The organism is Pseudomonas cichorii, from assembly GCF_018343775.1.
Taxonomy (GTDB): Bacteria; Pseudomonadota; Gammaproteobacteria; order Pseudomonadales; family Pseudomonadaceae; genus Aquipseudomonas; species Aquipseudomonas cichorii.
On record NZ_CP074349.1, the window covers coordinates 1,401,379 to 1,426,359 of the forward strand.

The following is a 24,981-nucleotide window of genomic DNA, read 5'->3' on the forward strand; positions in this document are numbered from 1 at the left end:
ATGAGCACAATCATCAAACTCGGCCAATTGGCCGAGTACCTTGGCGCCACGTTACGTGGCGACCAGGACAAGAACATTACGGGGCTGGCCACTTTACAAGAGGCCGGCCCTGATCAGCTCAGCTTCCTGGCAAATCCACAGTACCGCAAGTTTCTCGCGGATGCCCGGGCTGCTGCGGTGCTGTTGAAGCCGGCAGACGCTGAAGGCTACGCGGGCGATGCGCTGCTGGTGCCGGATCCGTATCTGGCCTATGCACGCATCTCCCACCTGTTCGATCCCAAGCCCAAGGCTGCTGCCGGTGTACACGCCACGGCCCTCATCGCTGAGGACGCCCAGGTAGACCCTGCTGCCAGTATCGGTGCCTATGCGGTGATCGAAAGCGGTGCGCGGATCGGCGCGAACGTGACTATCGGCGCTCATTGCTTCATCGGTGCTCGCTGCGAGATCGGCGAGGGCGGCTGGCTCGCTCCTCGCGTGACGCTTTATCACGATGTTCGCATTGGCAAGCGTGTGGTCATCCAGTCGGGCGCAGTGCTGGGCGGCGAAGGCTTCGGCTTTGCCAACGAGAAGGGCGTCTGGCAGAAGATTGCCCAGATTGGCGGTGTCAGCATCGGTGATGACGTGGAAATCGGCGTCAACACGGCGATCGATCGTGGCGCGCTGGCCGACACCCGGATCGGCAACGGCGTGAAGCTCGACAACCAGATCCAGATTGCCCACAACGTCCAGATCGGTGATCACACCGCAATGGCCGCCTGTGTCGGTATTTCGGGAAGCACGAAAATCGGCAAACACTGCATGCTGGCTGGCGGTGTAGGTCTTGTGGGGCATATCGATATCTGTGATGGCGTATTCATCACCGGTATGACCATGGTTACCCACTCGATTACCGAGCCTGGCTCCTATTCTTCCGGTACTGCGATGCAGCCAGCCGGCGAGTGGCGCAAGAGTGCAGCGCGCATTCGCAAGCTCGACGACATGGCGCGTCGGCTGCAGAAACTGGAAAAGATCGTCGAGACAGTGACCTGTAACGGTAATGTTTCATCTGATGGCTGATACCTTTTTCATATCAAGTGTGTACAGGCGATAAACTGCCATCCTTGATGCAGAGGAGTGTTGCGTAGTAGCGACGCACTCCCAATCTTTACTACAGGCTTCCCCTCGAAATGATGGACATTAAAGAAATTCGCGAATACCTGCCTCATCGTTACCCGTTTCTGTTGGTAGATCGCGTGACAGAGCTGGATATCGAGAACAAAAGCATTCGCGCCTACAAGAATGTCAGCGTCAACGAGCCCTTTTTCAACGGCCACTTCCCTGATCATCCCATCATGCCAGGGGTCCTGATCATTGAAGCGATGGCTCAGGCTGCCGGTATTCTTGCCTTCAAACTGCTCGACTCCAAACCTGCCGACGGCACGATTTACTATTTCGTGGGTTCGGACAAGTTGCGCTTCCGCCAGCCGGTGCTTCCGGGCGACAAGCTGGTTCTGGAAGCGAAGTTTCTGAGCAGCAAGCGCCAGATCTGGAAGTTTGAATGCCAGGCCACGGTCGACGGTAAGCCTGTATGCTCCGCAGAAATCATCTGTGCGGAACGCAAGCTATGAGTTTGATTGACCCTCGCGCAATCATCGATCCGACGGCTGTACTGGCCGACAATGTTGAGGTCGGCCCGTGGTCGATCATCGGAGCCGGTGTGGAAATTGGCGAGGGTACGGTCGTTGGTCCGCATGTCATCCTCAAGGGGCCGACGCGGATCGGCAAGCATAACCGCATCTACCAGTTCTCTTCGGTAGGTGAGGACACTCCCGATCTCAAGTACAAGGGCGAAGACACTCGCCTGGTGATCGGCGATCACAACGTGATTCGCGAAGGGGTGACGATTCACCGCGGTACCATTCAGGACCGCGCTGAAACCACTCTGGGTGACCATAACCTGATCATGGCCTACGCCCATATCGGGCATGACAGCGTCATCGGCAATCACTGTATTCTGGTCAACAACACGGCGTTGGCCGGCCACGTGCATGTGGACGACTGGGCGATCCTGTCCGGATTCACCCTGGTCCATCAGTTCTGCCATATCGGTGCTCACAGCTTTTCAGGCATGGGCACGGCGATCGGCAAGGATGTGCCTGCCTTTGTCACGGTGTTTGGCAACCCGGCCGAAGCTCGCAGCATGAACTTCGAGGGCATGCGCCGTCGTGGTTTCTCCGAAGAAGCCATTCATGCACTGCGCAAGGCCTACAAGACTGTCTATCGTCAGGGGCTGACCGTGGATCAGGCGATTGCCGAGCTGGCTGAGCCTGCTTCGTTGTTTCCCGAAGTCGCGATCTTCCTCCAGTCAATCCAGACGTCGACCCGCGGTATCACCCGCTGATCATGGCCGGTTCATTGCGCATCGCTCTGGTAGCTGGAGAGGCATCCGGCGATATTCTCGGTTCGGGACTGATGCGTGCCATCAAGGCACGTCATCCCGATGTAGAGTTCATGGGTGTCGGTGGCCCGTTGATGGAAGCCGAGGGCATGGTTTCCAGCTTTCCCATGGAGCGCCTGTCGGTCATGGGGCTGGTGGAAGTGCTGGGCCGTCTGCGAGAGTTGCTGGCACGACGCAAGTTGCTGGTCCAGACGCTCATCGACGAGAAGCCCGATGTGTTCATCGGTATCGATGCACCTGACTTCACCCTCAATATCGAACTTCAACTGCGGCGTGCCGGGATCAAGACCGTGCATTACGTCAGCCCTTCGGTATGGGCCTGGCGTCAGAAGCGTGTCCTGAAGATTCGCGAAGGCTGCGATCTGATGTTGACCCTGCTGCCGTTCGAGGCCCGTTTCTACGAAGAGAAGGGCGTGCCGGTGCGTTTTGTCGGGCATCCGCTGGCCGATACTATTCCTCTTGAGTCCGATCGTCCTGCTGCACGCGCCGAGCTTGGCCTGGCTGATGGCCCGGTGATTGCGCTGATGCCCGGCAGCCGTGGCGGTGAAGTCGGTCGCCTGGGGAGCCTGTTCTTCGAGACTGCCGAACGCCTCCTGGCTCAGCGTCCGGATTTACGTTTCGTCCTGCCTTGCGCGAGCCCTCAGCGTCAGGCGCAGGTCGAGCAATTGCTGCAAGGTCGTGATTTACCGGTCACGCTGCTCGATGGCGGTTCCCATACCGCATTGGCGGCTTGCGATGCGGTCCTTATCGCTTCCGGTACCGCGACCCTGGAAGCCTTGTTGTACAAGCGGCCGATGGTGGTTGCCTACCGTCTGGCGCCGCTGACTTTCTGGATACTCAAGCGGCTGGTCAAAAGTCCTTACGTTTCCCTGCCGAACCTGCTGGCCCAGCGCCTGCTGGTGCCTGAACTGCTGCAGGATGATGCAACCCCCGAGGCGCTGGCCCGGACTTTGCTGCCGCTGCTCGATGACGGGCAGGCGCAGACGGCAGGTTTCGACGAGATTCATCGCACCCTGCGCCGTGACGCCTCCAATCAGGCTGCCGATGCGGTGCTGAGCCTGCTTGGCCATTCGCCTTCACTGTGAGTTCCCGAGCAATGCAAATAGGTTTGGATTTCAATCTGGTCGAGGATCTGGTCGCGGGCGTCGATGAAGTGGGCCGTGGTCCGCTCTGTGGCGACGTGGTGACCGCGGCGGTGATTCTGGATCCTGCGAGGCCGATACTGGGCCTCAATGACTCCAAGAAACTCACCGAAGCCCGTCGCGAGAAACTGTACGACGAGATTTGCGAGAAGGCCCTGTGCTGGTTCGTTGCCCGCGCCGAAGTCCATGAAATCGACGAATTGAACATTCTGCATGCCACCATGCTGGCCATGAAGCGTGCCGTGGAAGGCCTGAGCATCACGCCAAAACTGGCATTGATCGATGGCAATCGTTGCCCGCAACTGTCGATTCCCTGTGCGCCGGTGGTGCAGGGTGATGCCAAGGTGCCGGCTATTGCCGCCGCATCGATTCTGGCCAAGGTCACCCGGGACCGGGAAATGGCCGCTTTCGAGCTGATGTACCCCGGTTACGGCATGGGCGGGCACAAGGGCTATCCGACCGCCGTGCATCTGGAAGCCCTGTCCCGCCTTGGGCCGACGCCTATTCATCGTCGTTCCTTCGGGCCGGTACGGGCGGCCTGGGAAGCGCGTGAGTCCATCTCGATTGCTTCGTCCTTCAGCTCGAATGGGTTGTTGCAGGACTGACGTATCGGCCAAGGCTCGCTACAATCCTGACCTTCGTTTTTTGTGTTTTCGCGCTATAGGATCACCATGCCGGCTTCTTTCGTTCATCTACGCCTGCACACCGAATACTCACTGGTCGATGGTCTGGTCCGGGTCAAACCACTGATCAAGGCCCTGGCCGGTATGAACATGCCTGCCGTGGCGGTGACCGATCAGAACAACATGTGTTCGCTGGTCAAGTTCTACAAGGCGGCCCAGGGCGCAGGCATCAAGCCGATCTGCGGTGCCGACCTGTGGCTGGCAGGCAAGGACGAAGACGCCCAGCTCAGCCGTATCAGCCTGCTGGTGATGAATCCCCAGGGCTATCGCAATCTGACCGAACTGATTTCCCGAGGCTTTATCGAAGGCCAGCGCAACGGCTTGATCATCGTCGAGCGTGAGTGGATCGCCGAAGCCAATGAAGGGCTGATTGCCCTGTCTGCGGCCAAGGAGGGCGAAATCGGCATGGCCCTGCTCGGCGGCAATCCGGGTGAGGCCGATGAGCTGTTGCGCGAGTGGATGGCGATTTTCCCTGATCGTTTCTACATCGAATTGCAGCGCACCAACCGGACCAACGACGAAGAGCATCTGCATGCTGCCGTTGCCCTGGCCGATCGTCATGGCGCACCGCTGGTTGCGACCAACGATGTGCGTTTCATCAAACAGACTGATTTCGAAGCACATGAAACCCGTGTATGCATCGGTGAGGGCAGGGCGCTGGATGACCCGCGCCGCTCCCACAACTACAGCGATCAGCAGTACCTGAAAAGCCCCGAGGAAATGGCCGAGCTGTTCAGCGATCTGCCCGAGGCGCTGGAAAATACCGTCGAAATCGCCAAGCGCTGCAATATCGACGTCAAGCTGGGCACGCACTTCCTGCCTAACTTCCCGATCCCCGATGGCATGACCATCGATGAATATTTCCGCAAGGTGTCGTTCGAGGGGCTGGAGGAGCGTCTGTCGGTTCTGCTGCCCAAGGACACGACCGAAGATTATGAGGCCAAGCGCCAGGTCTATGTCGACCGGCTGAATTTCGAGCTGGATATCATTATCCAGATGGGGTTCCCCGGTTACTTCCTGATCGTTATGGACTTTATCCAGTGGGCCAAGAACAACGGCGTGCCGGTAGGGCCGGGTCGTGGGTCGGGCGCCGGGTCGCTGGTGGCCTATGTGCAGAAGATCACGGACCTGGACCCGCTGGAATACGACTTGCTGTTCGAGCGCTTCCTCAACCCGGAACGGGTATCGATGCCCGACTTCGACGTCGACTTCTGCATGGATGGTCGCGACCGGGTGATCGATTATGTGGCCGAGAAATACGGCCGCAATGCGGTAAGCCAGATCATCACGTTCGGTTCCATGGCCGCCAAGGCTGTGGTGCGTGACGTGGCGCGGGTGCAGGGCAAGTCCTACGGGCTGGCTGATCGTCTGTCGAAAATGATTCCGTTTGAAGTGGGCATGACCCTGGAAAAAGCCTACGAGCAGGAAGAGATCCTGCGCGACTTCCTCAAGGTCGACGAGGAAGCGGCTGAAATCTGGGAAATGGCCCTCAAGCTTGAAGGGGTTGTGCGTAACGTCGGCAAGCACGCCGGGGGCGTGGTTATTGCACCGACCAAGCTGACGGACTTCTCGCCGATCTATTGCGATGAGGCGGGCGACGGTCTGGTGACCCAGTTCGACAAGGACGATGTCGAGGCGGCGGGGCTGGTGAAGTTCGACTTCCTTGGGCTGCGGACGCTAACCATCATTGACTGGGCGCTCAAGACCATCAACCGCGACCGCGCCAAGGTCAACGAAGAGCCTCTGGACATCGCTTTCATCCCGCTCGACGACATGCCGACCTACCAGTTGTTGCAGCGGGCAGAAACCACCGCGGTATTCCAGCTTGAATCCCGCGGCATGAAAGAGCTGATCAAGAAGCTCAAGCCCGACTGCCTGGAAGACCTCATCGCACTGGTGGCCCTGTTCCGTCCGGGGCCTTTGCAGTCCGGGATGGTGGACGACTTCATCAACCGTAAACACGGTCGTGCAGAGCTGTCCTATCCCCACGTCGATTACCAGTACGAAGGCCTCAAGCCGGTACTGGCACCGACCTACGGCATCATTCTGTATCAGGAACAGGTGATGCAGATCGCTCAGGTCATGGCGGGTTATACCCTCGGCGGCGCCGACATGCTGCGCCGTGCGATGGGTAAGAAAAAACCCGAGGAAATGGCCAAGCAGCGCGGCGGTTTCATCGAAGGCTGCAAGACCAACAATATCGACCCGGACCTGGCGGGTAACATTTTCGACCTGGTGGAGAAATTCGCCGGTTACGGCTTCAACAAGTCCCACTCCGCCGCCTACGGTCTGGTGTCCTACCAGACCGCATGGCTCAAGACCCATTACCCGGCGCCGTTCATGGCGGCCGTGTTGTCTGCGGATATGCACAACACCGACAAGGTCGTGACCTTGATCGAAGAAGTGCGGACCATGAAGCTGCGCCTCGATGCGCCGGACGTGAACATTTCCGAGTTCAAGTTCACGGTGAGCGACGATGGCCGGATTCTTTACGGGTTGGGCGCGATCAAAGGTGTGGGTGAGGGGCCGGTGGAGGCCATTACCGAAGCCCGTGCGGCCGGTCCGTTTAAGGACCTGTTCGATTTCTGTGCCCGCGTCGATCTCAAACGGGTCAACAAGCGGACGCTGGACGGCCTGATTCGCAGTGGCGCCCTTGATCGTCTCGGTCCTTACTTCGAGCAAGAGCCAAAAGCCTATCAGGCCAATATCGACCGCAACCGTTCAGTGCTGCTGGCGGCGCTCGAAGAGGCGATCCAGGCTGCCGAGCAGACTGCCCGTAGCCGTGACAGCGGGCACTCGGACCTGTTTGGTGGCCTGTTCGTCGAAGAGGATGCCGACGTCTATGCCAACCATCGCAAGACCCGCGAGCTGAGCCTCAAGGATCGGTTGCGTGGCGAGAAGGAAACCCTGGGGCTCTACCTGACCGGGCACCCGATCGATGAGTACGAAGGTGAGATCCGACGTTTCGCCCGCCAACGGATCATCGACCTCAAGCCCGCACGCGATACCCAGACCATCGCGGGGCTGATCATTGCCCTGCGGGTCATGAAGAACAAGAAGGGCGACAAGATGGGGTTCATTACCCTGGACGACCGCTCGGCACGAATTGAAGCTTCACTGTTCGCCGAAGCGTTCCATTCGGCGCAATCGCTTTTGCAGACCGATGCTATGGTGGTAGTCGAAGGCGAAATCAGCAACGACGATTTTTCCGGTGGCCTGCGCCTGCGCGCCAAGCGTGTCATGAGTATCGAGGATGCACGTACCAACCTGGCAGAAAGCCTGCGCCTGACCGTGCATTGCGATGCGCTCAAGGGCGACCGGCTACGCTGGCTGGGCGATCTGTGCAAGCGTCACCGGGGTGCGTGCCCTATCACGCTGGATTACACGGGACCTGATGCCAAGGCATTATTGCAGTTTGGCGAGGAGTGGCGAATTGATCCGGCAGACAGCTTGATTCAAGCTCTGCGTGACCAGTTCGGACGTGAGAACGTCTTTCTCCAGTATCGCTGAACGACTAGGCTCAGCCTGAACTTTTAATCTCGACCGGAACGCGCTCTTTCCATGGGACAGGGCGCTGACGGATCAACCGGCCGGCCTCTTGGCCGTCGACCCAAGACGGATGCCTATGAACCCGAATTTTCTTGATTTCGAACAGCCTATCGCTGACTTGCAAGCCAAGATCGAAGAACTGCGTTTGGTCGGTAATGACAACTCGCTGAACATCAGCGATGAAATTGCCCGGCTGCAAGACAAGAGCAATACGCTCACCGAAAGCATCTTCGGCAATCTGACCAGCTGGCAGATCGCGCGCATGGCGCGTCACCCACGTCGTCCTTACACCCTGGACTACATCGAACACATCTTCACCGAGTTCGATGAGCTGCACGGCGACCGTCATTTCTCTGATGACGCGGCCATTGTTGGCGGTATTGCTCGTCTGGAAGACCAGCCTGTCATGGTGATCGGTCACCAGAAAGGCCGTGAAGTCCGTGAAAAGGTGCGTCGCAACTTCGGTATGCCGCGTCCTGAAGGCTATCGCAAGGCCTGCCGTCTGATGGAAATGGCCGAGCGTTTCAAGATGCCGATCCTGACCTTCATCGATACGCCGGGCGCCTATCCGGGCATCGACGCCGAAGAGCGCAACCAGAGCGAAGCCATTGCCTGGAACCTGCGGGTCATGGCGCGTCTGAAGACGCCGATCATCGCTACCGTTATCGGTGAAGGCGGTTCCGGTGGTGCGCTGGCCATTGGCGTGTGCGACCAGTTGAACATGCTGCAGTATTCGACCTATGCGGTCATTTCCCCGGAAGGCTGTGCGTCGATTCTGTGGAAAACTGCCGAGAAGGCTCCGGATGCTGCCGAGGCCATGGGTATCACTGCCGAGCGCCTGAAGGGCCTGGGTATCGTTGATAAAGTGATCAGCGAGCCTCTGGGCGGCGCGCACCGTGACCCGGCTGCGGCGTCTGCCACCATTCGTGCAGAGCTGAGCAGCCAGTTGGCGATGCTCAAGAAGTTGGATAATGATGCCCTGCTGGCACGTCGCTATGAGCGCCTGATGAGCTACGGCCTCTGATATAGCGTTGCTTTATTCGCGGATGAATCCGCTCCTGCCAATTCCTGTAGGAGCGAATTCATTCGCGAAAAGCATTGTATCCGGCGATATGAATGGCGCTTTCGCGGATGAATCCGCTCCTATAGGGCTGCGACCTTTCTGTGTACAAGCATGACGGTCACTATCTTCCCGTCAGACTACTTCAAGTCCTGGCTCCCTGGCGTCACGCGCCTGTCTGGCATGTCGGTTTCTCCGGTGGCCTGGATTCCACTGTATTGCTGCACCTCCTGGCTGAGCTTGCTACGCGCGAGCGCTTGCCGCCTCTGAATGCCATCCATGTTCACCACGGCCTGCAGGCCGCTGCCGATGCCTGGCCGGAACATTGTCGACAGGTCTGCCTGAAACTGGGCGTTTCCTTTCAGAGCGTGGCGGTGCAGGTGAAGCCTGGCGCAAGCATCGAGCAGGCGGCCCGTGAGGCGCGTTATGCGGCTTTCACTGAATTACTGGGTGAGGGCGATCTGCTGCTGACGGCGCAGCATCGTGACGATCAGGCCGAGACATTGATGTTTCGTCTGTTGCGAGGTGCCGGTGTTCGGGGGCTTACCTGCATGCCGCAGCTGCGGGCCATAGGCAAGGCGCAGATGTTACGGCCGCTGTTATCGGTTTCCCGTGGGGAGCTTGAAGACTATGCCCGGCAGCATGGCTTGAGCTGGGTCGAAGATCCCAGCAATCAGGATCAACAACTCTCCCGCAATTTTCTGCGCAGCCAGGTCATGCCTTTGCTGGCATCGCGCTGGCCGCAGGTGTCCGCCAGCATGGCGCGTACTGCCGAGCACATGGGCGAGGCCGAGCAGTTGCTGGGTGAACTGGCGGAGCAGGATCTTGCCAATGCCCGACCCGAAACGGCCTTTGTCTGGTTAGGTAGGCCGGTGCTGGCCCTGGAGCCGCTGGTCAGTCTGTCCGCCGCCCGGCAACGCAATGCGCTGCGCCACTGGCTGGCACCGCTGACCCGTCTGCCGGATACCGATCACTGGGCTGGCTGGGAAACCTTGCGCAATGCAGCCGACGACGCACGTCCCCTGTGGCGGCTGGCCGACGGTGAATTGCATCGGGCTGACGGGCATGTCTGGTGGTTATCGGGCAACTGGTTACAGTCTCCTGGCGAAATGTCGCTCTGGCCTGATGCATCCAGTCCATTGAATCTGCCCGGTAACGGTCATGTGTGGATCGAAGGTGACGGGCCTGCCGGTCCCTTGCAGATCCGCTACCGTCAGGGCGGCGAAGTCATGCAGTTAGAAGGTCGTGGCCATCGCGATCTCAAGCGGCTGCTCAATGAACGTAGCGTGCCGCTGTTCGTGCGCGGCAGATTGCCGCTGCTCTATCGTGACGATGAACTGTTGGCCATCGCTAACCTGCCGGGGCTGGACGGCGCATCCCATGGAAACTGGCGCTTGCACTGGATTGCACCGACGAGCGACCAAAGTTTGAGCTGAAAGGCCCTTTCAGGTAGACTACGCTCCCTTCTTGATACAGCTTCTGTTGGCTCTTTTGAACCAACGCAAGTTGCCGGTTACCAACCAGTGTTTACTGGGCGATTCTTAAAATGTGGCGCCAATGGACAAGCTTCTGGCATGTCGGTTCAAACGCAGCAGTTTCGGGAGTGCACCGTGAATTTTGTCGGTAATCGGGGGCTTCGGCCTTCCTTCGCTTTCCCCGGCGGCTCTGACCGCTTTAACGCAGACTTCTAGGGTTTTTCATGACGCGCTACATCTTCGTCACGGGCGGTGTTGTTTCTTCATTGGGGAAAGGCATTGCCTCGGCTTCATTGGCGGCCATCCTGGAGGCGAGGGGACTTAAGGTCACCATGCTCAAGCTGGACCCCTACATCAACGTGGATCCGGGGACCATGAGTCCTTTCCAGCACGGTGAAGTGTTCGTCACCCACGACGGCGCAGAAACCGACCTGGACCTTGGCCACTATGAGCGGTTCATCCGCACGACCATGACCCAGAACAACAACTTCACCACTGGCCGTGTGTACGAACACGTCCTGCGCAAAGAGCGCCGTGGTGATTATCTGGGCGCGACCATCCAGGTCATCCCGCACATCACCGACGAAATCAAGCGCCGTATCATCAAGGGCGCCGGTGATGCCGACGTCGCGCTGGTCGAGATCGGCGGCACCGTGGGTGACATCGAGTCGCAACCGTTTCTGGAAGCCATCCGCCAGTTGCGCGTCGAAATCGGTGCCAAGCGCGCCATGCTGATGCACCTGACGCTGGTTCCGTATATCGCCACCGCTGGCGAAACCAAGACCAAGCCTACCCAGCACTCGGTCAAGGAACTGCGCTCCATCGGCCTGCAGCCTGACGTGCTGATCTGCCGCTCCGACCACCACGTCGATGTGTCCTCGCGCCGCAAGATCGCGCTGTTCACCAACGTTGAAGAGCGTGCGGTCATTTCCCTGGAAGACGCCGACACCATCTACAAGATCCCGGGCATGCTGCACGCCCAGGGCCTGGACGATTTCGTCGTCGAGCGTTTCGGCCTGCAATGCAACGGTGCCGACCTGTCCGAATGGGACAAAGTGGTCGATGCCAAGCTCAACCCGGAGCACGAAGTCACCATCGCGATGGTCGGCAAGTACATGGAACTGCTCGACGCCTACAAGTCGTTGATCGAAGCCATGAGCCACGCCGGTATCACCAACCGCACCAAGGTCAACCTGCGCTACATCGACTCCGAAGACATCGAGAACCAGGGCACCAGCCTGCTCGAAGGTGTGGATGCGATCCTGGTTCCTGGCGGTTTCGGCCTGCGTGGTGTCGAAGGCAAGATCACTGCCGTGCAGTTCGCTCGCGAGAACAAGGTGCCTTACCTGGGTATCTGCCTGGGCATGCAAGTGGCCGTTATCGAGTTCGCCCGTAACGTGCTGGGCTGGAAGGATGCCAACTCCACCGAGTTCGACCGTACCAGCGCTCACGCTGTCGTCGGCCTGATCACCGAGTGGGAAGACGCTACCGGTGCTGTGGAAACCCGTACCGAAGCTTCCGATCTGGGCGGCACCATGCGTCTGGGCGCGCAGGAATGCCAGCTCGAAGCCGGCTCCCTGGTTCACGATTGCTATGCCAGCGACGTTATTGTCGAGCGCCATCGCCATCGTTATGAAGTGAACAACAACCTGCTGCCGCAACTGATCGAAGCCGGCCTGAAGATTTCCGGTCGTTCCGGTGACGGCGCGCTGGTCGAAGTGGTTGAAGCTCCGGATCATCCATGGTTCGTCGCGTGCCAGTTCCACCCCGAGTTCACTTCGACGCCTCGCGACGGCCATCCGCTGTTCAGTGGTTTCGTCAAGGCTGCACTGGCTCAACATCAGAAGAACGCCTGACAGGGATATCAGAACATGGCTCAGAAAATCATCCGTGTAGGCTCCATCGAGATTGCCAACGACAAGCCAATGGTCCTGTTTGGCGGCATGAACGTGCTGGAGTCCCGGGACATGGCCATGCAGGTCTGTGAAGAATATGTGCGGGTTACCGAAAAACTCGGTATCCCTTACGTGTTCAAGGCCAGCTTCGACAAGGCCAACCGTTCTTCGGTCACGTCCTACCGTGGGCCGGGCCTGGAAGCGGGCATGCGCATCTTTGAAGAGATCAAGAAGACCTTCAATGTTCCGCTGATCACCGACGTGCATGAGCCTGAGCAGGCGGCCGTGGTTGCCGAAGTCTGCGACATCATCCAGTTGCCGGCCTTCCTGTCGCGCCAGACCGATCTGGTTGTGGCGATGGCCAGGACCGGCGCCGTGATCAATATCAAGAAAGCCCAGTTCCTCGCGCCTCAGGAAATGAAACACATCCTGACCAAGTGCGAAGAGGCCGGTAACGATCAATTGATCCTGTGCGAGCGTGGTTCCAGCTTCGGTTACAACAACCTGGTCGTGGACATGCTCGGCTTCGGCATCATGAAGCAGTTCGACTATCCGGTGTTCTTCGACGTGACCCATTCCCTGCAAATGCCGGGTGGTCGCGCCGATTCGGCCGGTGGCCGTCGCGCCCAGGTTCTGGAGCTGGCCAAGGCCGGCATCAGCCAGAATCTGGCCGGCCTGTTCCTTGAAGCGCATCCAGATCCTGACAATGCCAAATGCGACGGCCCTTGTGCTTTGCGTCTGGACAAGCTGGAGCCGTTCCTGGCTCAGCTCAAGGCTCTGGATGAACTGGTCAAAAGTTTTCCTGCAGTCGAGACCGCTTGAGTCCGGTTCTCCGGTAAAGTGCCGTTCCCCCGTCCTTGTGTCGGGGGTTGTCTCATTCAGGCCTGCCTCGTTTCTTGCCTGACAGCGGTAATCGTTTTTTCCCAGCTGCGTCGTTTTCGTCAATCTTGGAGTGTTTACAACAATGGCAAAAATCGTCGACATCAAAGGTCGTGAAGTTCTCGACTCCCGTGGCAATCCCACCGTGGAAGCAGATGTGCTCCTCGATAACGGCATCATCGGTACCGCATGCGCGCCGTCGGGTGCTTCAACCGGCTCGCGTGAAGCGCTCGAGCTGCGTGATGGCGACAAGAGCCGTTACCTGGGCAAAGGTGTTCTCAAGGCTGTAGCCAACATCAATGGTCCGATCCGCGACCTGCTGCTGGGCAAGGACCCGGTTGACCAGAAGGCGCTGGATCACGCGATGATCAAGCTGGACGGTACCGAGAACAAGGCAAGCCTGGGCGCCAACGCCATCCTCGCTGTCTCCCTGGCTGCCGCCAAGGCCGCTGCGCAGGATCAGGATCTGCCGCTCTACGCTCACATCGCCAACCTCAACGGTACACCGGGCGTCTACTCGATGCCGGTTCCGATGATGAACATCATCAACGGTGGCGAGCACGCCGATAACAACATCGACATCCAGGAGTTCATGGTTCAACCGGTTGGCGCCAAGACCTTCTCCGATGCGCTGCGCATGGGCACCGAGATTTTTCACCACCTCAAGGCTGTTCTGAAGGCTCGTGGCCTGAACACCGCAGTGGGTGACGAAGGTGGTTTCGCACCTAACCTGGCTTCCAACGAAGACGCCCTGGGCGCTATCTCCGAAGCGGTGGCCAATGCCGGTTACAAACTGGGCACCGACGTGACCCTGGCGCTGGACTGTGCAGCGAGCGAGTTCTACGAAGACGGCAAATACAACCTGTCGGGCGAAGGTCACTCCTTCGACGCAGCCGGTTTTGCCGACTACCTGGCTGGCCTGGCCAACCGTTACCCGATCATCTCCATCGAAGACGGTCTGGACGAGTCCGACTGGGCTGGCTGGAAAGTCCTGACCGACAAGATCGGTGACAAGGTTCAACTGGTCGGTGACGATCTGTTCGTGACCAACACCAAGATCCTGAAAGAAGGCATCGACAAGAAGATCGCCAACTCGATCCTGATCAAGTTCAACCAGATCGGCACCCTGACCGAAACCCTGGAAGCCATCCAGATGGCCAAGGCTGCCGGCTACACGGCCGTGATCTCGCACCGTTCCGGTGAAACCGAAGATTCGACCATTGCCGATCTGGCAGTCGGTACTTCGGCGGGTCAGATCAAGACCGGTTCGCTGTGCCGCTCCGACCGCGTTTCCAAGTACAACCAATTGCTGCGTATCGAAGAGCAACTGGGTAGCAAAGCCGTGTACCGTGGTCGCGCAGAGTTTCGCGGCTGAGTCGTAGATGGTAAAAGACAGGTGCTGCAGAAAAAGCCGGTCATGCCGACATATTTGCAGCCCTGATGCGGACGCTCCGCTGTAATCAGGAGTGATTGAGCCTGGCTTATGTCAGGCTCAATGCCCTCAGTCGATTGTTCATATTGCTGGCTCTGCAGTCTTTTTTACTGGGTACCTGATATTTCATGCGCAGTCCTAACTGGTTGTTCCTCATCCTGATCCTGCTGCTAGGTGGTCTTCAGTATCGCCTGTGGGTAGGTAACGGAAGTCTGGCGCAAGTGGCCAGCCTGACCGAGCAAATTGCAGAACAGCATGCCGAAAACGAAGTCCTGCTCGAACGAAATCGCGTTCTGGATGCTGAGGTCATGGAACTGAAAAAGGGCCTTGAAACCGTTGAAGAACGTGCCCGTCATGAGTTGGGTATGGTCAAGGACGGCGAAACTCTCTATCAGTTGGCGCAATGAAAAACTCTCTTCCTGCCTTCTGGGCAGTGATTCCTGCAGCGGGCGTTGGTGCTCGCATGGCAGCAGACCGTCCCAAGCAGTACCTGCAACTGGGCGGCCTCACTATTCTTGAACACAGCCTGCTTTGCTTTCTCGATCACCCGCGCCTCAAGGGCATGGTGATCAGTCTGGCTGTGGATGATCCTTACTGGCCAACCCTGCCGTGTGCGCTGGATTCGCGTATCCAGCGTGTGGATGGCGGCAAGGAGCGTTCGGACTCGGTGCTCAATGCCTTGCTGCACCTGCATGCCCAGGGCGCCAGCGATGACGACTGGGTGCTGGTTCACGATGCGGCACGTCCCAACCTTGCCCGTAGCGATCTGGACAACCTGCTGGGCGAACTGGCGGACGATCCGGTAGGCGGCCTGCTGGCGGTACCGGCTCGCGATACCCTCAAGCGCGCCGACGAACATGGCCGTGTGGCGCAGACCGTCGATCGTAGTCTGATCTGGCAAGCCTACACGCCGCAGATGTTCCGTCTCGGCGCCTTGCATCGGGCGCTGGCGGACAGCCAGGTGTCGAATGTCAGCATCACCGATGAAGCTTCAGCCATCGAGTGGGCAGGGCAGTCGCCTCGTCTGATCGAAGGGCGCTCCGACAATATCAAGGTGACCCGTCCCGAAGACCTTGAGTGGCTGCGTCAGCGCAGGTCCATGGGCAACTAGATTCTGTACTCTTCCCGCACAGCCAGACCTTCCTTGAGGTAATCGACCAGCTTGCGCACCTTGGGCGACAAGTGGCGCTGCTGCGGGTAAAGCGCCCAGACGGCGGTGTTAGGTGGCTGGTGCGCTTCGAGCAGGGAAATCAGGTTGCCGTTCTTCAGGTGTTCCTGCACGTAGTAGTCCGGAAGCTGGCACAGACCAACACCCTGCAATGCGGCATCCAGTACCGCCTGGCCGCTGTTGCAGCGCCAGTTGCCCTGGACCCGTTGTGAAAACTCCCTGCCGTTCTGCTGAAGCAGCCAGGTGTCACTGCCACCGATCAGGCAGTTATGACGACTCAACTCGGAAAGACTGTGCGGCCGACCGTAGCGCTCCAGATAGGAAGGCGATGCGCACAGGTACATGCGTCGCGGCGCCAGCCTTGCGGCGACAAGACGCGAATCCTGTAGCCGACCCAGGCGAATCGCCAGATCCATCCCTTCGTGAACCAGGTCCAGCGTGTCGTTGCTCAGCTCGATATCGACTCGCAGTTGCGGATACAGATCCATGAAGCGCGTGACCAGTGGCGTGATGAAGCGCTCGCCGTAGGCCACGGCGCAGGTCATGCGCAGCAGGCCTTTCGGTTCGCTGGTCAGATCGCCCACGGCGCGCAGTGCTTCCTCGCGTCCATCCTGCAAACGCTGGCAATGATGCAGAAATGTCTGACCGGCCTCGGTCAAGGCTACACGTCGTGTGCTGCGGTACAGCAAACGGGTTTGCAGGCGTTCTTCAAGGCGCACGATCTGGCGACTGATATGGGAGGAAGATACACCCAGGCGCTGGGCGGCCGCAGTGAATTGCCCGCATTCGGCCACCGCAACGAACTCGTCCAGACCTTCCCAGCGATTCGCGTACATCGATTATCCCTGTATGGCAATAATGTTTTGCTTTTGTCTGGATTATTAACTGAAAGGCACTGTACTACACTCCAGACCTTGTTTTTATCCTGCTGGAGAAGATCGATGATCAAGTCGCGTGCTGCTGTTGCCTTTGAAGCCAAGAAGCCATTGGAAATCGTTGAAATCGATGTCGCCATGCCCAAGGCGGGAGAAGTGCTGCTGCGGGTCGTGGCTTCGGGCGTTTGCCATACCGATGCCTACACGCTCTCCGGTGCTGACCCGGAAGGTATCTTCCCGGCGATTCTGGGCCACGAAGGTGGCGCGATTGTCGAAGCCATCGGCGAGGGCGTGACCTCGGTTGCAGTGGGCGATCATGTGATTCCGCTGTACACCCCGGAATGCCGCCAGTGCAAATTCTGTCTGTCGGGTAAAACCAACCTCTGCCAGTCGATCCGTGCGACCCAAGGCAAAGGCCTGATGCCGGATGGTACTGCGCGCTTTTCCTACAAGGGTCAGCCGATTTTCCACTACATGGGTACGTCGACCTTTTCCGAATACACAGTCCTGCCGGAAATCTCGGTCGCCAAAATCCAGAAAGACGCCCCGCTGGAGAAGGTCTGCCTGCTGGGTTGCGGCGTCACCACCGGTATCGGTGCGGTGCTCAATACCGCCAAGGTAAAACCAGGTGACACCGTGGCCATCTTCGGTCTGGGCGGCATCGGCCTGTCGGCGGTCATCGGTGCGGTCAAGGCCAAGGCGGCGCGCATCATTGCCATCGACATCAACCCGGCCAAGTTCGAAATCGCCAAGCAACTGGGTGCAACCGATTGCGTCAATCCGAAAGACTTTGATCGTCCGATCCAGGAAGTGATCGTGGACATGACCGATGGCGGCGTGGACTTCTCCTTCGAGTGCATCGGCAATGTGCAACTGATGCGTGCTGCTCTGGAATGCTGCCACAAAGGCTGGGGTGAGTCGGTCATTATTGGCGTGGCCGGTGCCGGCCAGGAAATCGCCACCCGTCCATTCCAGCTGGTGACCGGCCGCGTCTGGCGCGGTTCGGCATTTGGTGGCGTACGTGGTCGTACCGAGTTGCCAAGCTACGTCGACATGTCGCAAACCGGCGAAATCCCGCTGGATACCTTCATCACCCACACCATGGGGCTGGAAGACATCAACAAGGCATTCGACCTGATGCACGAAGGCAAAAGCATTCGTTCTGTCATTCATTTTTGAGGGGCAGCTTCAAGCGGCAAGTGACAAGCTGCAAGCGGGCGTACGGCTCTCTTCTTGCAGCTTGAGGCTTGAAACTTGAAGCTCAGGAGCTTCGTCCATGACACTGGAAAATATTTCCTGCCAGAAAAGCTTCGGCGGCTGGCTCAAGCGTTACAAGCATCATTCTGCCGTGCTGGGTTGTGACATGGTGTTTGCGGTCTACCTGCCGCCACAAGCAGAGCAGGGCGGCAAGTTGCCGGGGCTGTACTGGTTGTCCGGCCTGACCTGCAATGATGAAAACTTCATGCAGAAAGCCGCTGCCCAGAGGGTGGCTGCGGAACTGGGGTTGATCCTGGTTGCACCCGACACCAGCCCCCGTGGCGCGGATGTGCCGGATGATCCGGATGGTGCGTGGGACTTCGGGCTCGGGGCCGGATTTTACCTGAATGCCACGGCGCAACCCTGGGCCAAGCACTACCGGATGCACGACTACGTGGTCGATGAGCTGCCGGCTCTGGTCGAGGAGCATTTCCCGGCTTCCACGGCGCGTAGCATCAGCGGTCATTCCATGGGGGGACACGGTGCTCTGGTCTGTGCCTTGCGCAACCCGGGTCGCTATCAGTCGGTTTCGGCGTTTTCGCCGATCACCAACCCCATGGATTGCCCTTGGGGGCAGAAGGCGTTCTCCCGTTATCTGGGCGAAGATCGTTCACGCTGGCGCGAGTGGGATGCCACGGTACTGATTGCCGAAGCCAGTGAAAAACTGCCGATCCTGGTGGATCAGGGTGACCGGGATGACTTTCTGGTCAATCAGCTCAAGCCCGAAGCACTGGTCCAGGCGGCAAAGGCCGCTCAGCACCCGCTGACCCTGCGAATGCAGCCCGGCTATGATCACAGCTACTTTTTCATTGCCAGTTTCATCGAGGACCATCTGCGTCATCATGCCCAGGCTCTGAGCGGATGACTGTCAGCGACAGGCCCTAACTTGCGCCAAAGCAGGTAGAATCACGCCCTGACTTTTTTCAGGGCGTTTTTCTATGCGTATTGGCCATGGCTATGATGTGCACCGTTTCGCTGAGGGCGATTTCATTACCTTGGGCGGCGTGCGGATTGCACACGGTTTCGGCCTCCTGGCTCATTCCGACGGCGACGTTCTGCTGCATGCGCTGAGCGACGCCTTGCTGGGAGCTGCTGCGCTGGGCGATATCGGCAAGCACTTTCCGGACACTGATCCGCAATTCAAGGGCGCGGACAGCCGTGTACTGCTTCGCCATGTGCTCAAGCAGGTACAGGGCAAAGGCTGGAAAGTCGGCAATGTCGACGCCACCATCGTGGCCCAGGCACCCAAGATGGCTCCGCATATCGATGCGATGCGCGCTTTGATAGCCGCAGATCTCCAGGTTGAGTTGGATCAAGTGAACGTAAAAGCCACGACTACGGAAAAACTCGGCTTCGTCGGCCGTGAAGAAGGCATCGCGGTGCATGCCGTCGCGCTGTTGCTGCGCGCATGACCGAACTGGAGCTGCTGGGCCAGCGGGCCTATGGTGAAGCGCTGGGCAGCGCTGTTCTCAAGGCGACGGCCGAAGACTTTCAGGTCGATGAAGTGCTCGATATCCCCTTGTCCGGGGATGGCGAACACCTCTGGCTGTGGGTCGAGAAGCGTGGCCTCAACACCGAGGACGCGGCCCGGCGTCTGGCCCGTGCCGCTGGCGTGCCGTTGCGCACCGTCAGCTATGCAGGCCTGAAAGACCGTCAGGCTCTCACTCGTCAGTGGTTCAGCCTGCAATTGCCGGGCAAGGCCGATCCGGACCTTTTAGCGGCCCAGGACGAAACCCTGCTGATCCTCAAGAGCAGCCGCCACAAGCGCAAGCTGCAGCGCGGTGCTCATGCGGCCAATGGCTTCACCTTGCGCCTGACACAATTGAATGCCGAACATGACGCGCTGAATCAGCGTCTTGAGTCCATTGCCCGCAAGGGCATCCCCAATTATTTCGGGGCCCAGCGCTTTGGCTATCAGGGCGGTAATCTGGGCGAAGCCCGGCATTACGCCGAGCGCAAGGCCTTGCCGGAGCAGCGCAATGTCCGTTCCCGGTTGCTGTCCACGGCCCGCAGCTATCTGTTCAACCGCGTGCTGGACGCCCGGGTAGCCGATGGCACCTGGGAGCGTGCCCAGCCCGGCGACCTGCTGGCGTTTACCGACAGCCGGAGCTTTTTCCCGGCTGGTGTTGCCGAGTGCAGCGATCCCCGGCTCGACATTCTGGACCTGCATCCCACTGGTCCGCAGTGGGGTGAAGGGCCTTCCCCGGCCAGCGGCGCAACCGCCGAACTGGAAAACCGCATTGCCGCTGAGCAGGCGGCTCTGTGCGAATGGCTGATAAAGGCTGGAATGGAGCACGAACGTCGCATACTGCGGCTGCCCATTGGCCGTTTGACGTGGCATTATCCCGAGCCTGACATTTTGCAACTGGAATTCGTCCTTCCGCCCGGATGCTTTGCCACTGTATTGGTGCGCGAACTCGTCGATCTGGTGCCGGTTGGGCAGACGGACAGCCCATGCGTATTCTGATTTCAAACGATGATGGGGTAACTGCACCCGGTCTCGCGGCGCTGTATGCGGCGCTGGCGGATTATGCCGACTGTGTGGTTATCGCTCCCGATCAAGACAAAAGCGGCGCCAGCAGCTCGTTGACACTCGACCGGCCTTTGCACCCGCATACGCTGCCCAATGGGTTCATCGGCCTCAATGGCACGCCGACCGACTGCGTGCATCTGGGGCTCAATGGGCTGCTGGAGCACGAGCCGGACATGGTGGTCTCGGGCATCAACCTGGGCGCCAATCTCGGGGATGATGTCCTGTATTCCGGTACGGTTGCCGCAGCCCTCGAAGGACGTTTTCTGGAACGCCCTTCGTTTGCCTTTTCGTTTCTGTCGCGCCAGCCGGACAACCTCGCGACTGCAGCGCATTATGCGCGCCTGCTGGTTGAGGCCCATGAGCAGTTGGACCTGCCGCCGCGTACGGTACTGAACGTCAATATCCCGAATCTGCCCCTCGACCATATCCGGGGGATTCAACTGACCCGCCTTGGCCATCGTGCCCGCGCTGCCGCTCCGGTGAAAGTCGTCGACCCTCGTGGTCGTGCCGGCTACTGGATCGCTGCTGCCGGCGATGCTGAAGACGGCGGGGCAGGCACCGATTTTCATGCGGTCATGCAGGGTTATGTCTCGATTACCCCGCTGCAACTGGATCGAACCTATCAGAACGGCTTCAGCAGCCTGAATACATGGCTGGAGGGACTGATCTGATGTCACGCGAGCAAGATGATCTGTTACGTCGCGGGATCGGCATGACCTCGCAGCGTACTCGCGAGCGACTGATCCAGCGCTTGTATGAAGAAGGCTTGTCCAATACCCGTGTGCTGGATGTCATCCGCAAGACGCCGCGGCATCTGTTCGTCGATGAAGCCCTGGCCCACCGTGCGTACGAAGACACGGCTTTGCCGATCGGCCACAACCAGACCATTTCCCAGCCTTATATGGTCGCACGCATGAGCGAGCTGCTGCTGGCAGCCGGTCCGCTGGACAAGGTGCTGGAAATTGGCACCGGCTCGGGCTATCAGACCGCTGTGCTGGCGCAACTTGTCGAGCGGGTCTTCTCGGTCGAGCGCATCAAGGTGCTGCAGGACCGGGCCAAGGAGCGCCTGGTGGAGTTGAACCTGCGCAACGTGGTCTTTCGCTGGGGCGATGGCTGGGAGGGCTGGCCTGCGCTGGCGCCTTACAATGGCATCATCGTGACGGCCGTGGCGACCGACGTGCCTCAAGCCTTGCTTGATCAACTGGCACCGGGAGGCAGGCTGGTGATTCCAGTCGGTTCCGGTGAGGTCCAGCAACTGATGCTGATCGTGCGTGAGGAAAACGGTTTTTCCCGGCATGTACTGGGGGCTGTGCGATTCGTGCCATTGCTCAACGGGCCTCTGGCCTGAAACGTTAATGGAACTTCAAGTGAATTCTGAGCACACTCATCGGTCTACTTACCCGGTATGGCAGCATGGCATCACTTCACCAAAATGATTCATGCATGACAAGGGCTTGGCATTGTTAATTACTGGCTGCCCGCCGTTGTTGCGGCACAATAGGCATCTTTCGAATTCAGTCACCAGTAAAGGGAGTGGCGGGTGAGTCACAGAGTCATTCGGCAGCTAAATTGTTCAACAAGTTATCAGCGTCTGGTGATTGGCATTGTGCTCAGTGTCCTCTTGGTCGGCTGCGCCAGTTCTCCGTCGGGCGGTGTTCGTGTCGTTGATCGCAACGGCAACGTAACGTCACAGCGTCCTGCCGTCACGACCGGACAATATGTCGTGCGACGTGGCGACACGCTCTTTTCCATTGCATTTCGTTACGGCTGGGACTGGAAAGCACTCGCTGCGCGCAACCAGATCCCCGAGCCCTACACGATTAAACCCGGTCAGACGATTCGCTTTGACGGGCGTTCAAATTCAACATCCGAGGCTGTGGCTTCCGCTCCTGTCGTAGCACAACCGGGTCCGGTGACCTCGTCTACATCCACCCGTACCAGCAGCTCCGGCTCGGTGAAAACGACGGTCCTCTCCAAACCGGTCGCGGTTACACCTGTGGTTATACCTCCCGCTGGTGATACTCCCGTGGGCGTTGCGGGTAAGTCCCCGACAGGTTGGGCATGGCCAGCAAGTGGTATTTTGATAGGAAAATTTTCCTCAAACGGCAGTTTGAATAAAGGAATTGATATCGCAGGTGATTTGGGACAGCCTGTTTTAGCCGCGTCTGATGGATCAGTTGTATACGCCGGAAGTGGATTACGGGGCTACGGCGAATTGATAATCATCAAACACAGCGATACCTACGTCAGTGCCTACGGTCACAACCGCAGGCTTTTGGTACGGGAGGGGCAACAGGTCAAGGCGGGACAGACAATTGCCGAGATGGGGTCCACAGGAACTGACCGGGTGAAGCTGCATTTCGAGATTCGCCGCCAAGGAAAGCCTGTAGATCCATTGCAGTTTTTGCCACGTCGTTGATAGTTGTCAGCCTGTTCCTGACGCAGAGGGAATGGGCTCAAGCGTTGCCACGGATATAGGCGGCGCTGAGCTTGAGGTCGAACTCACCAAAGGACTATAACAATGGCTCTTAGCAGCGAAGCGCCGGAGTTTGACATCGATGATGAAGTGCTCCTCATGGAAACCGGCATTGTCCTGGAGGACAACTCGAACGAGAAGCAGCCGTCTACTGCCGCATCGGATCGAACGAAAGCCAAGCACAATTCATCGCTCAAACAACATAAATATATTGATTACACTCGGGCGCTCGATGCTACCCAGTTGTATCTCAATGAAATAGGGTTCTCACCCCTGCTGTCCCCGGAAGAGGAGGTCCACTTTGCGAGATTGTCGCAACGTGGGGATCCGGCTGGACGCAAACGCATGATTGAAAGCAATCTGCGGCTGGTGGTCAAAATTGCCAGGCGCTATGTCAATCGTGGGTTGTCATTGCTTGATTTGATCGAAGAAGGCAACCTGGGCTTGATCCGGGCTGTTGAAAAATTCGATCCGGAGCGCGGTTTCCGCTTCTCGACTTACGCAACATGGTGGATTCGTCAGACCATCGAGCGTGCAATCATGAATCAGACCCGGACCATCCGGCTGCCGATTCATGTGGTCAAGGAGCTGAATGTCTATCTGCGTGCCGCTCGTGAACTCACACAGAAGCTCGATCACGAACCCTCTCCCGAGGAGATCGCCAACCTGCTGGAAAAACCCGTCGGCGAGGTCAAGCGCATGCTTGGGCTCAACGAGCGTGTTTCCTCGGTGGATGTTTCTCTGGGGCCGGATTCGGACAAGACGCTGCTCGACACACTGACTGATGATCGCCCTACGGACCCCTGTGAGCTTCTGCAGGACGATGATCTCTCCCAGAGTATTGACCAATGGCTGTCCGAGCTGACCGACAAGCAGCGTGAGGTGGTGATACGCCGCTTTGGTTTACGCGGGCATGAAAGCAGTACGCTCGAGGATGTAGGTCTCGAGATTGGTCTTACCCGTGAGCGTGTGCGTCAGATTCAGGTCGAAGGTCTGAAGCGTCTCCGTGAAATCCTCGAAAAGAATGGTCTTTCGAGCGAGTCCCTCTTCCAATAATCCTCTCCCTCTGCGTGCGAAAGGCCGATGTAAACATCAAATGTTTGCATCGGCCTTTTACATGATTACCATCCTATAAAGTTGTCTGATCTCTTTGCTATTTCTTCAGGGGAAGAGTCATGGGAGGCTCTACAGGTCTTTGCCAGAGATATGCGCAAGATGCGTAAGCCTTTGCTTACCCGTGTCGTAAGTTATCAAGGGTTTATTGGGGCGGATAAAAGATTTTTCTGTACAGGAGTTCTGCTACTTCAATGAATTTAAAAGAGTTTTATTTTTTATACGGCGCCGTAAGAAATGTTTTTGCGATTTTTTGGGTGTTGCCCACGGCCTGAAAATCACTAATATCAGAACTGTGCCAACGGACAGGCACAGGCAGTCAAGGAAGACAGTCAAGGACATCGCAAGAAGCGATTCATCAGGATGATGAAAAGGATTACAGGGATTAGGGAAGAAATGTGGGCGGGTCATACCGCCCCTTTTTTTTTGCCCATGAAAAAGGCCCCGAAGGGCCTTTCTGGCAATGCCGGAACTCAGCGTTCCAGATCTGCGATCTTGCCTGTCTTCCCGTCCCATTCTTCTGCGTCGGGCAGTGCATCTTTTCTTTCGGTGATGTTTGGCCATACTTCAGCGAGTTCGGCGTTGAGCTCGATGAAGTTTTCCATGCCGGCAGGAATCTCATCTTCCGAGAAGATGGCTTGCGCAGGGCATTCAGGCTCACAAAGCGCGCAATCGATGCACTCATCCGGGTGAATCACCAGGAAGTTCGGGCCTTCGTAAAAGCAGTCCACCGGACAGACTTCTACGCAGTCGGTGTACTTGCACTTGATGCAGTTGTCGGTGACGACGAAGGTCATTTCTAATTTTCTCCTCAGGCGGCTGCGGCATCGCCCTTCCAGATAGGGGCTGCCAGGTTCGGGGCGTTTCCCGGCCTTGTGAAAAACACGTGCTTGGAGTGAGCGGCATGACTGTATTGTCTTCCGCTCGATCCTTGGTTCGCTGCGTTTTCACGCGGCTCGATTAGCTGCCCAACCAGGCTAAAAGCTGAGAGCATCCCAAACCGCGCG

The 24,981-nt window shown here is 58.3% G+C and carries 23 protein-coding genes; 21 read left to right on the forward strand and 2 right to left on the reverse strand.

Annotation, left to right across the window (positions count from 1 at the left end):
• The 13 genes from lpxD to ispD all read left to right on the forward strand — a co-directional run bounded on the left by lpxD (position 1) and on the right by ispD (position 15,663).
• Positions 1 to 1,056 (forward strand): UDP-3-O-(3-hydroxymyristoyl)glucosamine N-acyltransferase, encoded by a 1,056-nt coding sequence (gene lpxD, locus KGD89_RS06250; RefSeq protein WP_025258954.1) that lies wholly within the window; start codon positions 1 to 3, stop codon positions 1,054 to 1,056.
• 110 nt (positions 1,057 to 1,166) lie between these two features.
• Positions 1,167 to 1,607, forward strand: a complete 441-nt coding sequence (fabZ, locus tag KGD89_RS06255; RefSeq protein WP_025258955.1) for a 3-hydroxyacyl-ACP dehydratase FabZ — start codon at positions 1,167 to 1,169, stop codon at positions 1,605 to 1,607.
• Positions 1,604 to 2,380 (forward strand): acyl-ACP--UDP-N-acetylglucosamine O-acyltransferase, encoded by a 777-nt coding sequence (gene lpxA, locus KGD89_RS06260; RefSeq protein ID WP_025258956.1) that lies wholly within the window; start codon positions 1,604 to 1,606, stop codon positions 2,378 to 2,380. Before fabZ ends, lpxA begins: the two co-directional genes overlap by 4 nt.
• Before the next feature lie 2 nt (positions 2,381 to 2,382).
• Positions 2,383 to 3,522 carry a lipid-A-disaccharide synthase gene (lpxB, locus tag KGD89_RS06265; RefSeq protein WP_025258957.1) on the forward strand — a complete coding sequence of 380 codons (1,140 nt, stop codon included), beginning with the start codon at positions 2,383 to 2,385 and terminating at the stop codon, positions 3,520 to 3,522.
• Between the two features lie 11 nt (positions 3,523 to 3,533).
• Positions 3,534 to 4,184 (forward strand): ribonuclease HII, encoded by a 651-nt coding sequence (gene rnhB, locus KGD89_RS06270; protein ID WP_025258958.1) that lies wholly within the window; start codon positions 3,534 to 3,536, stop codon positions 4,182 to 4,184.
• Positions 4,185 to 4,250: 66 nt separating this feature from the next.
• The gene (gene dnaE, locus KGD89_RS06275) at positions 4,251 to 7,772 is read left to right on the forward strand and encodes a DNA polymerase III subunit alpha (RefSeq protein WP_025258959.1); all 3,522 of its coding nucleotides are present in this window, start codon (positions 4,251 to 4,253) and stop codon (positions 7,770 to 7,772) included.
• Positions 7,773 to 7,887: 115 nt separating this feature from the next.
• On the forward strand, positions 7,888 to 8,835 hold the full coding sequence (locus KGD89_RS06280; protein ID WP_025258960.1) for an acetyl-CoA carboxylase carboxyltransferase subunit alpha: 948 nt from the start codon (positions 7,888 to 7,890) through the stop codon (positions 8,833 to 8,835).
• Positions 8,836 to 8,975: 140 nt separating this feature from the next.
• Positions 8,976 to 10,307: a tRNA lysidine(34) synthetase TilS gene (gene tilS, locus KGD89_RS06285; protein WP_038399761.1), complete on the forward strand. Its 1,332-nt coding sequence runs from the start codon at positions 8,976 to 8,978 to the stop codon at positions 10,305 to 10,307.
• Positions 10,308 to 10,570: 263 nt separating this feature from the next.
• Entirely contained in the window at positions 10,571 to 12,202 is a 1,632-nt protein-coding gene (locus KGD89_RS06290; RefSeq protein ID WP_025258961.1) for a CTP synthase, read from the forward strand.
• A gap of 15 nt (positions 12,203 to 12,217) precedes the next feature.
• Positions 12,218 to 13,063 (forward strand): 3-deoxy-8-phosphooctulonate synthase, encoded by an 846-nt coding sequence (gene kdsA, locus KGD89_RS06295; protein WP_025258962.1) that lies wholly within the window; start codon positions 12,218 to 12,220, stop codon positions 13,061 to 13,063.
• A gap of 142 nt (positions 13,064 to 13,205) precedes the next feature.
• Complete coding sequence (eno, locus tag KGD89_RS06300) at positions 13,206 to 14,495, forward strand: phosphopyruvate hydratase (RefSeq protein ID WP_025258963.1); 1,290 nt, start codon at positions 13,206 to 13,208, stop codon at positions 14,493 to 14,495.
• 185 nt (positions 14,496 to 14,680) lie between these two features.
• Positions 14,681 to 14,959, forward strand: coding sequence for a cell division protein FtsB (gene ftsB, locus KGD89_RS06305; RefSeq protein WP_025258964.1), 279 nt, complete (start codon positions 14,681 to 14,683; stop codon positions 14,957 to 14,959).
• Complete coding sequence (ispD, locus tag KGD89_RS06310; RefSeq protein WP_025258965.1) at positions 14,956 to 15,663, forward strand: 2-C-methyl-D-erythritol 4-phosphate cytidylyltransferase; 708 nt, start codon at positions 14,956 to 14,958, stop codon at positions 15,661 to 15,663. Before ftsB ends, ispD begins: the two co-directional genes overlap by 4 nt.
• Here ispD and KGD89_RS06315 read toward each other — a convergent pair.
• Positions 15,660 to 16,556: a LysR substrate-binding domain-containing protein gene (locus KGD89_RS06315; RefSeq protein WP_025258966.1), complete on the reverse strand. Its 897-nt coding sequence runs from the start codon at positions 16,554 to 16,556 to the stop codon at positions 15,660 to 15,662. The genes ispD and KGD89_RS06315 overlap by 4 nt on opposite strands.
• A gap of 105 nt (positions 16,557 to 16,661) precedes the next feature.
• On the opposite strand from KGD89_RS06315, the gene KGD89_RS06320 reads away from it, so the two are divergent.
• The 8 genes from KGD89_RS06320 (at position 16,662) to rpoS (ending at position 23,917) form a co-directional block, all read left to right on the forward strand.
• A complete protein-coding gene (locus KGD89_RS06320; RefSeq protein WP_025258967.1) occupies positions 16,662 to 17,774 on the forward strand; it encodes an S-(hydroxymethyl)glutathione dehydrogenase/class III alcohol dehydrogenase in 1,113 nt (370 codons plus the stop codon).
• 97 nt (positions 17,775 to 17,871) lie between these two features.
• On the forward strand, positions 17,872 to 18,717 hold the full coding sequence (gene fghA / locus KGD89_RS06325; protein ID WP_025258968.1) for an S-formylglutathione hydrolase: 846 nt from the start codon (positions 17,872 to 17,874) through the stop codon (positions 18,715 to 18,717).
• A gap of 73 nt (positions 18,718 to 18,790) precedes the next feature.
• Positions 18,791 to 19,264, forward strand: a complete 474-nt coding sequence (ispF, locus tag KGD89_RS06330) for a 2-C-methyl-D-erythritol 2,4-cyclodiphosphate synthase (RefSeq protein WP_025258969.1) — start codon at positions 18,791 to 18,793, stop codon at positions 19,262 to 19,264.
• Positions 19,261 to 20,319 (forward strand): tRNA pseudouridine(13) synthase TruD, encoded by a 1,059-nt coding sequence (gene truD / locus KGD89_RS06335; RefSeq protein ID WP_025258970.1) that lies wholly within the window; start codon positions 19,261 to 19,263, stop codon positions 20,317 to 20,319. Before ispF ends, truD begins: the two co-directional genes overlap by 4 nt.
• Positions 20,307 to 21,056 carry a 5'/3'-nucleotidase SurE gene (surE, locus tag KGD89_RS06340; RefSeq protein ID WP_025258971.1) on the forward strand — a complete coding sequence of 250 codons (750 nt, stop codon included), beginning with the start codon at positions 20,307 to 20,309 and terminating at the stop codon, positions 21,054 to 21,056. Before truD ends, surE begins: the two co-directional genes overlap by 13 nt.
• A 41-nt stretch (positions 21,057 to 21,097) precedes the next feature.
• Entirely contained in the window at positions 21,098 to 21,733 is a 636-nt protein-coding gene (locus KGD89_RS06345; protein WP_176767549.1) for a protein-L-isoaspartate(D-aspartate) O-methyltransferase, read from the forward strand.
• A 192-nt stretch (positions 21,734 to 21,925) separates the two neighbouring features.
• Positions 21,926 to 22,804 carry a peptidoglycan DD-metalloendopeptidase family protein gene (locus KGD89_RS06350; protein ID WP_038399762.1) on the forward strand — a complete coding sequence of 293 codons (879 nt, stop codon included), beginning with the start codon at positions 21,926 to 21,928 and terminating at the stop codon, positions 22,802 to 22,804.
• A gap of 102 nt (positions 22,805 to 22,906) precedes the next feature.
• Entirely contained in the window at positions 22,907 to 23,917 is a 1,011-nt protein-coding gene (rpoS, locus tag KGD89_RS06355; protein ID WP_025258973.1) for an RNA polymerase sigma factor RpoS, read from the forward strand.
• A 530-nt stretch (positions 23,918 to 24,447) separates the two neighbouring features.
• On the opposite strand, the gene fdxA is transcribed toward rpoS, so the two are convergent.
• Positions 24,448 to 24,771: a ferredoxin FdxA gene (fdxA, locus tag KGD89_RS06360; protein WP_012270863.1), complete on the reverse strand. Its 324-nt coding sequence runs from the start codon at positions 24,769 to 24,771 to the stop codon at positions 24,448 to 24,450.
• Positions 24,772 to 24,981: the final 210 nt, after the last annotated feature.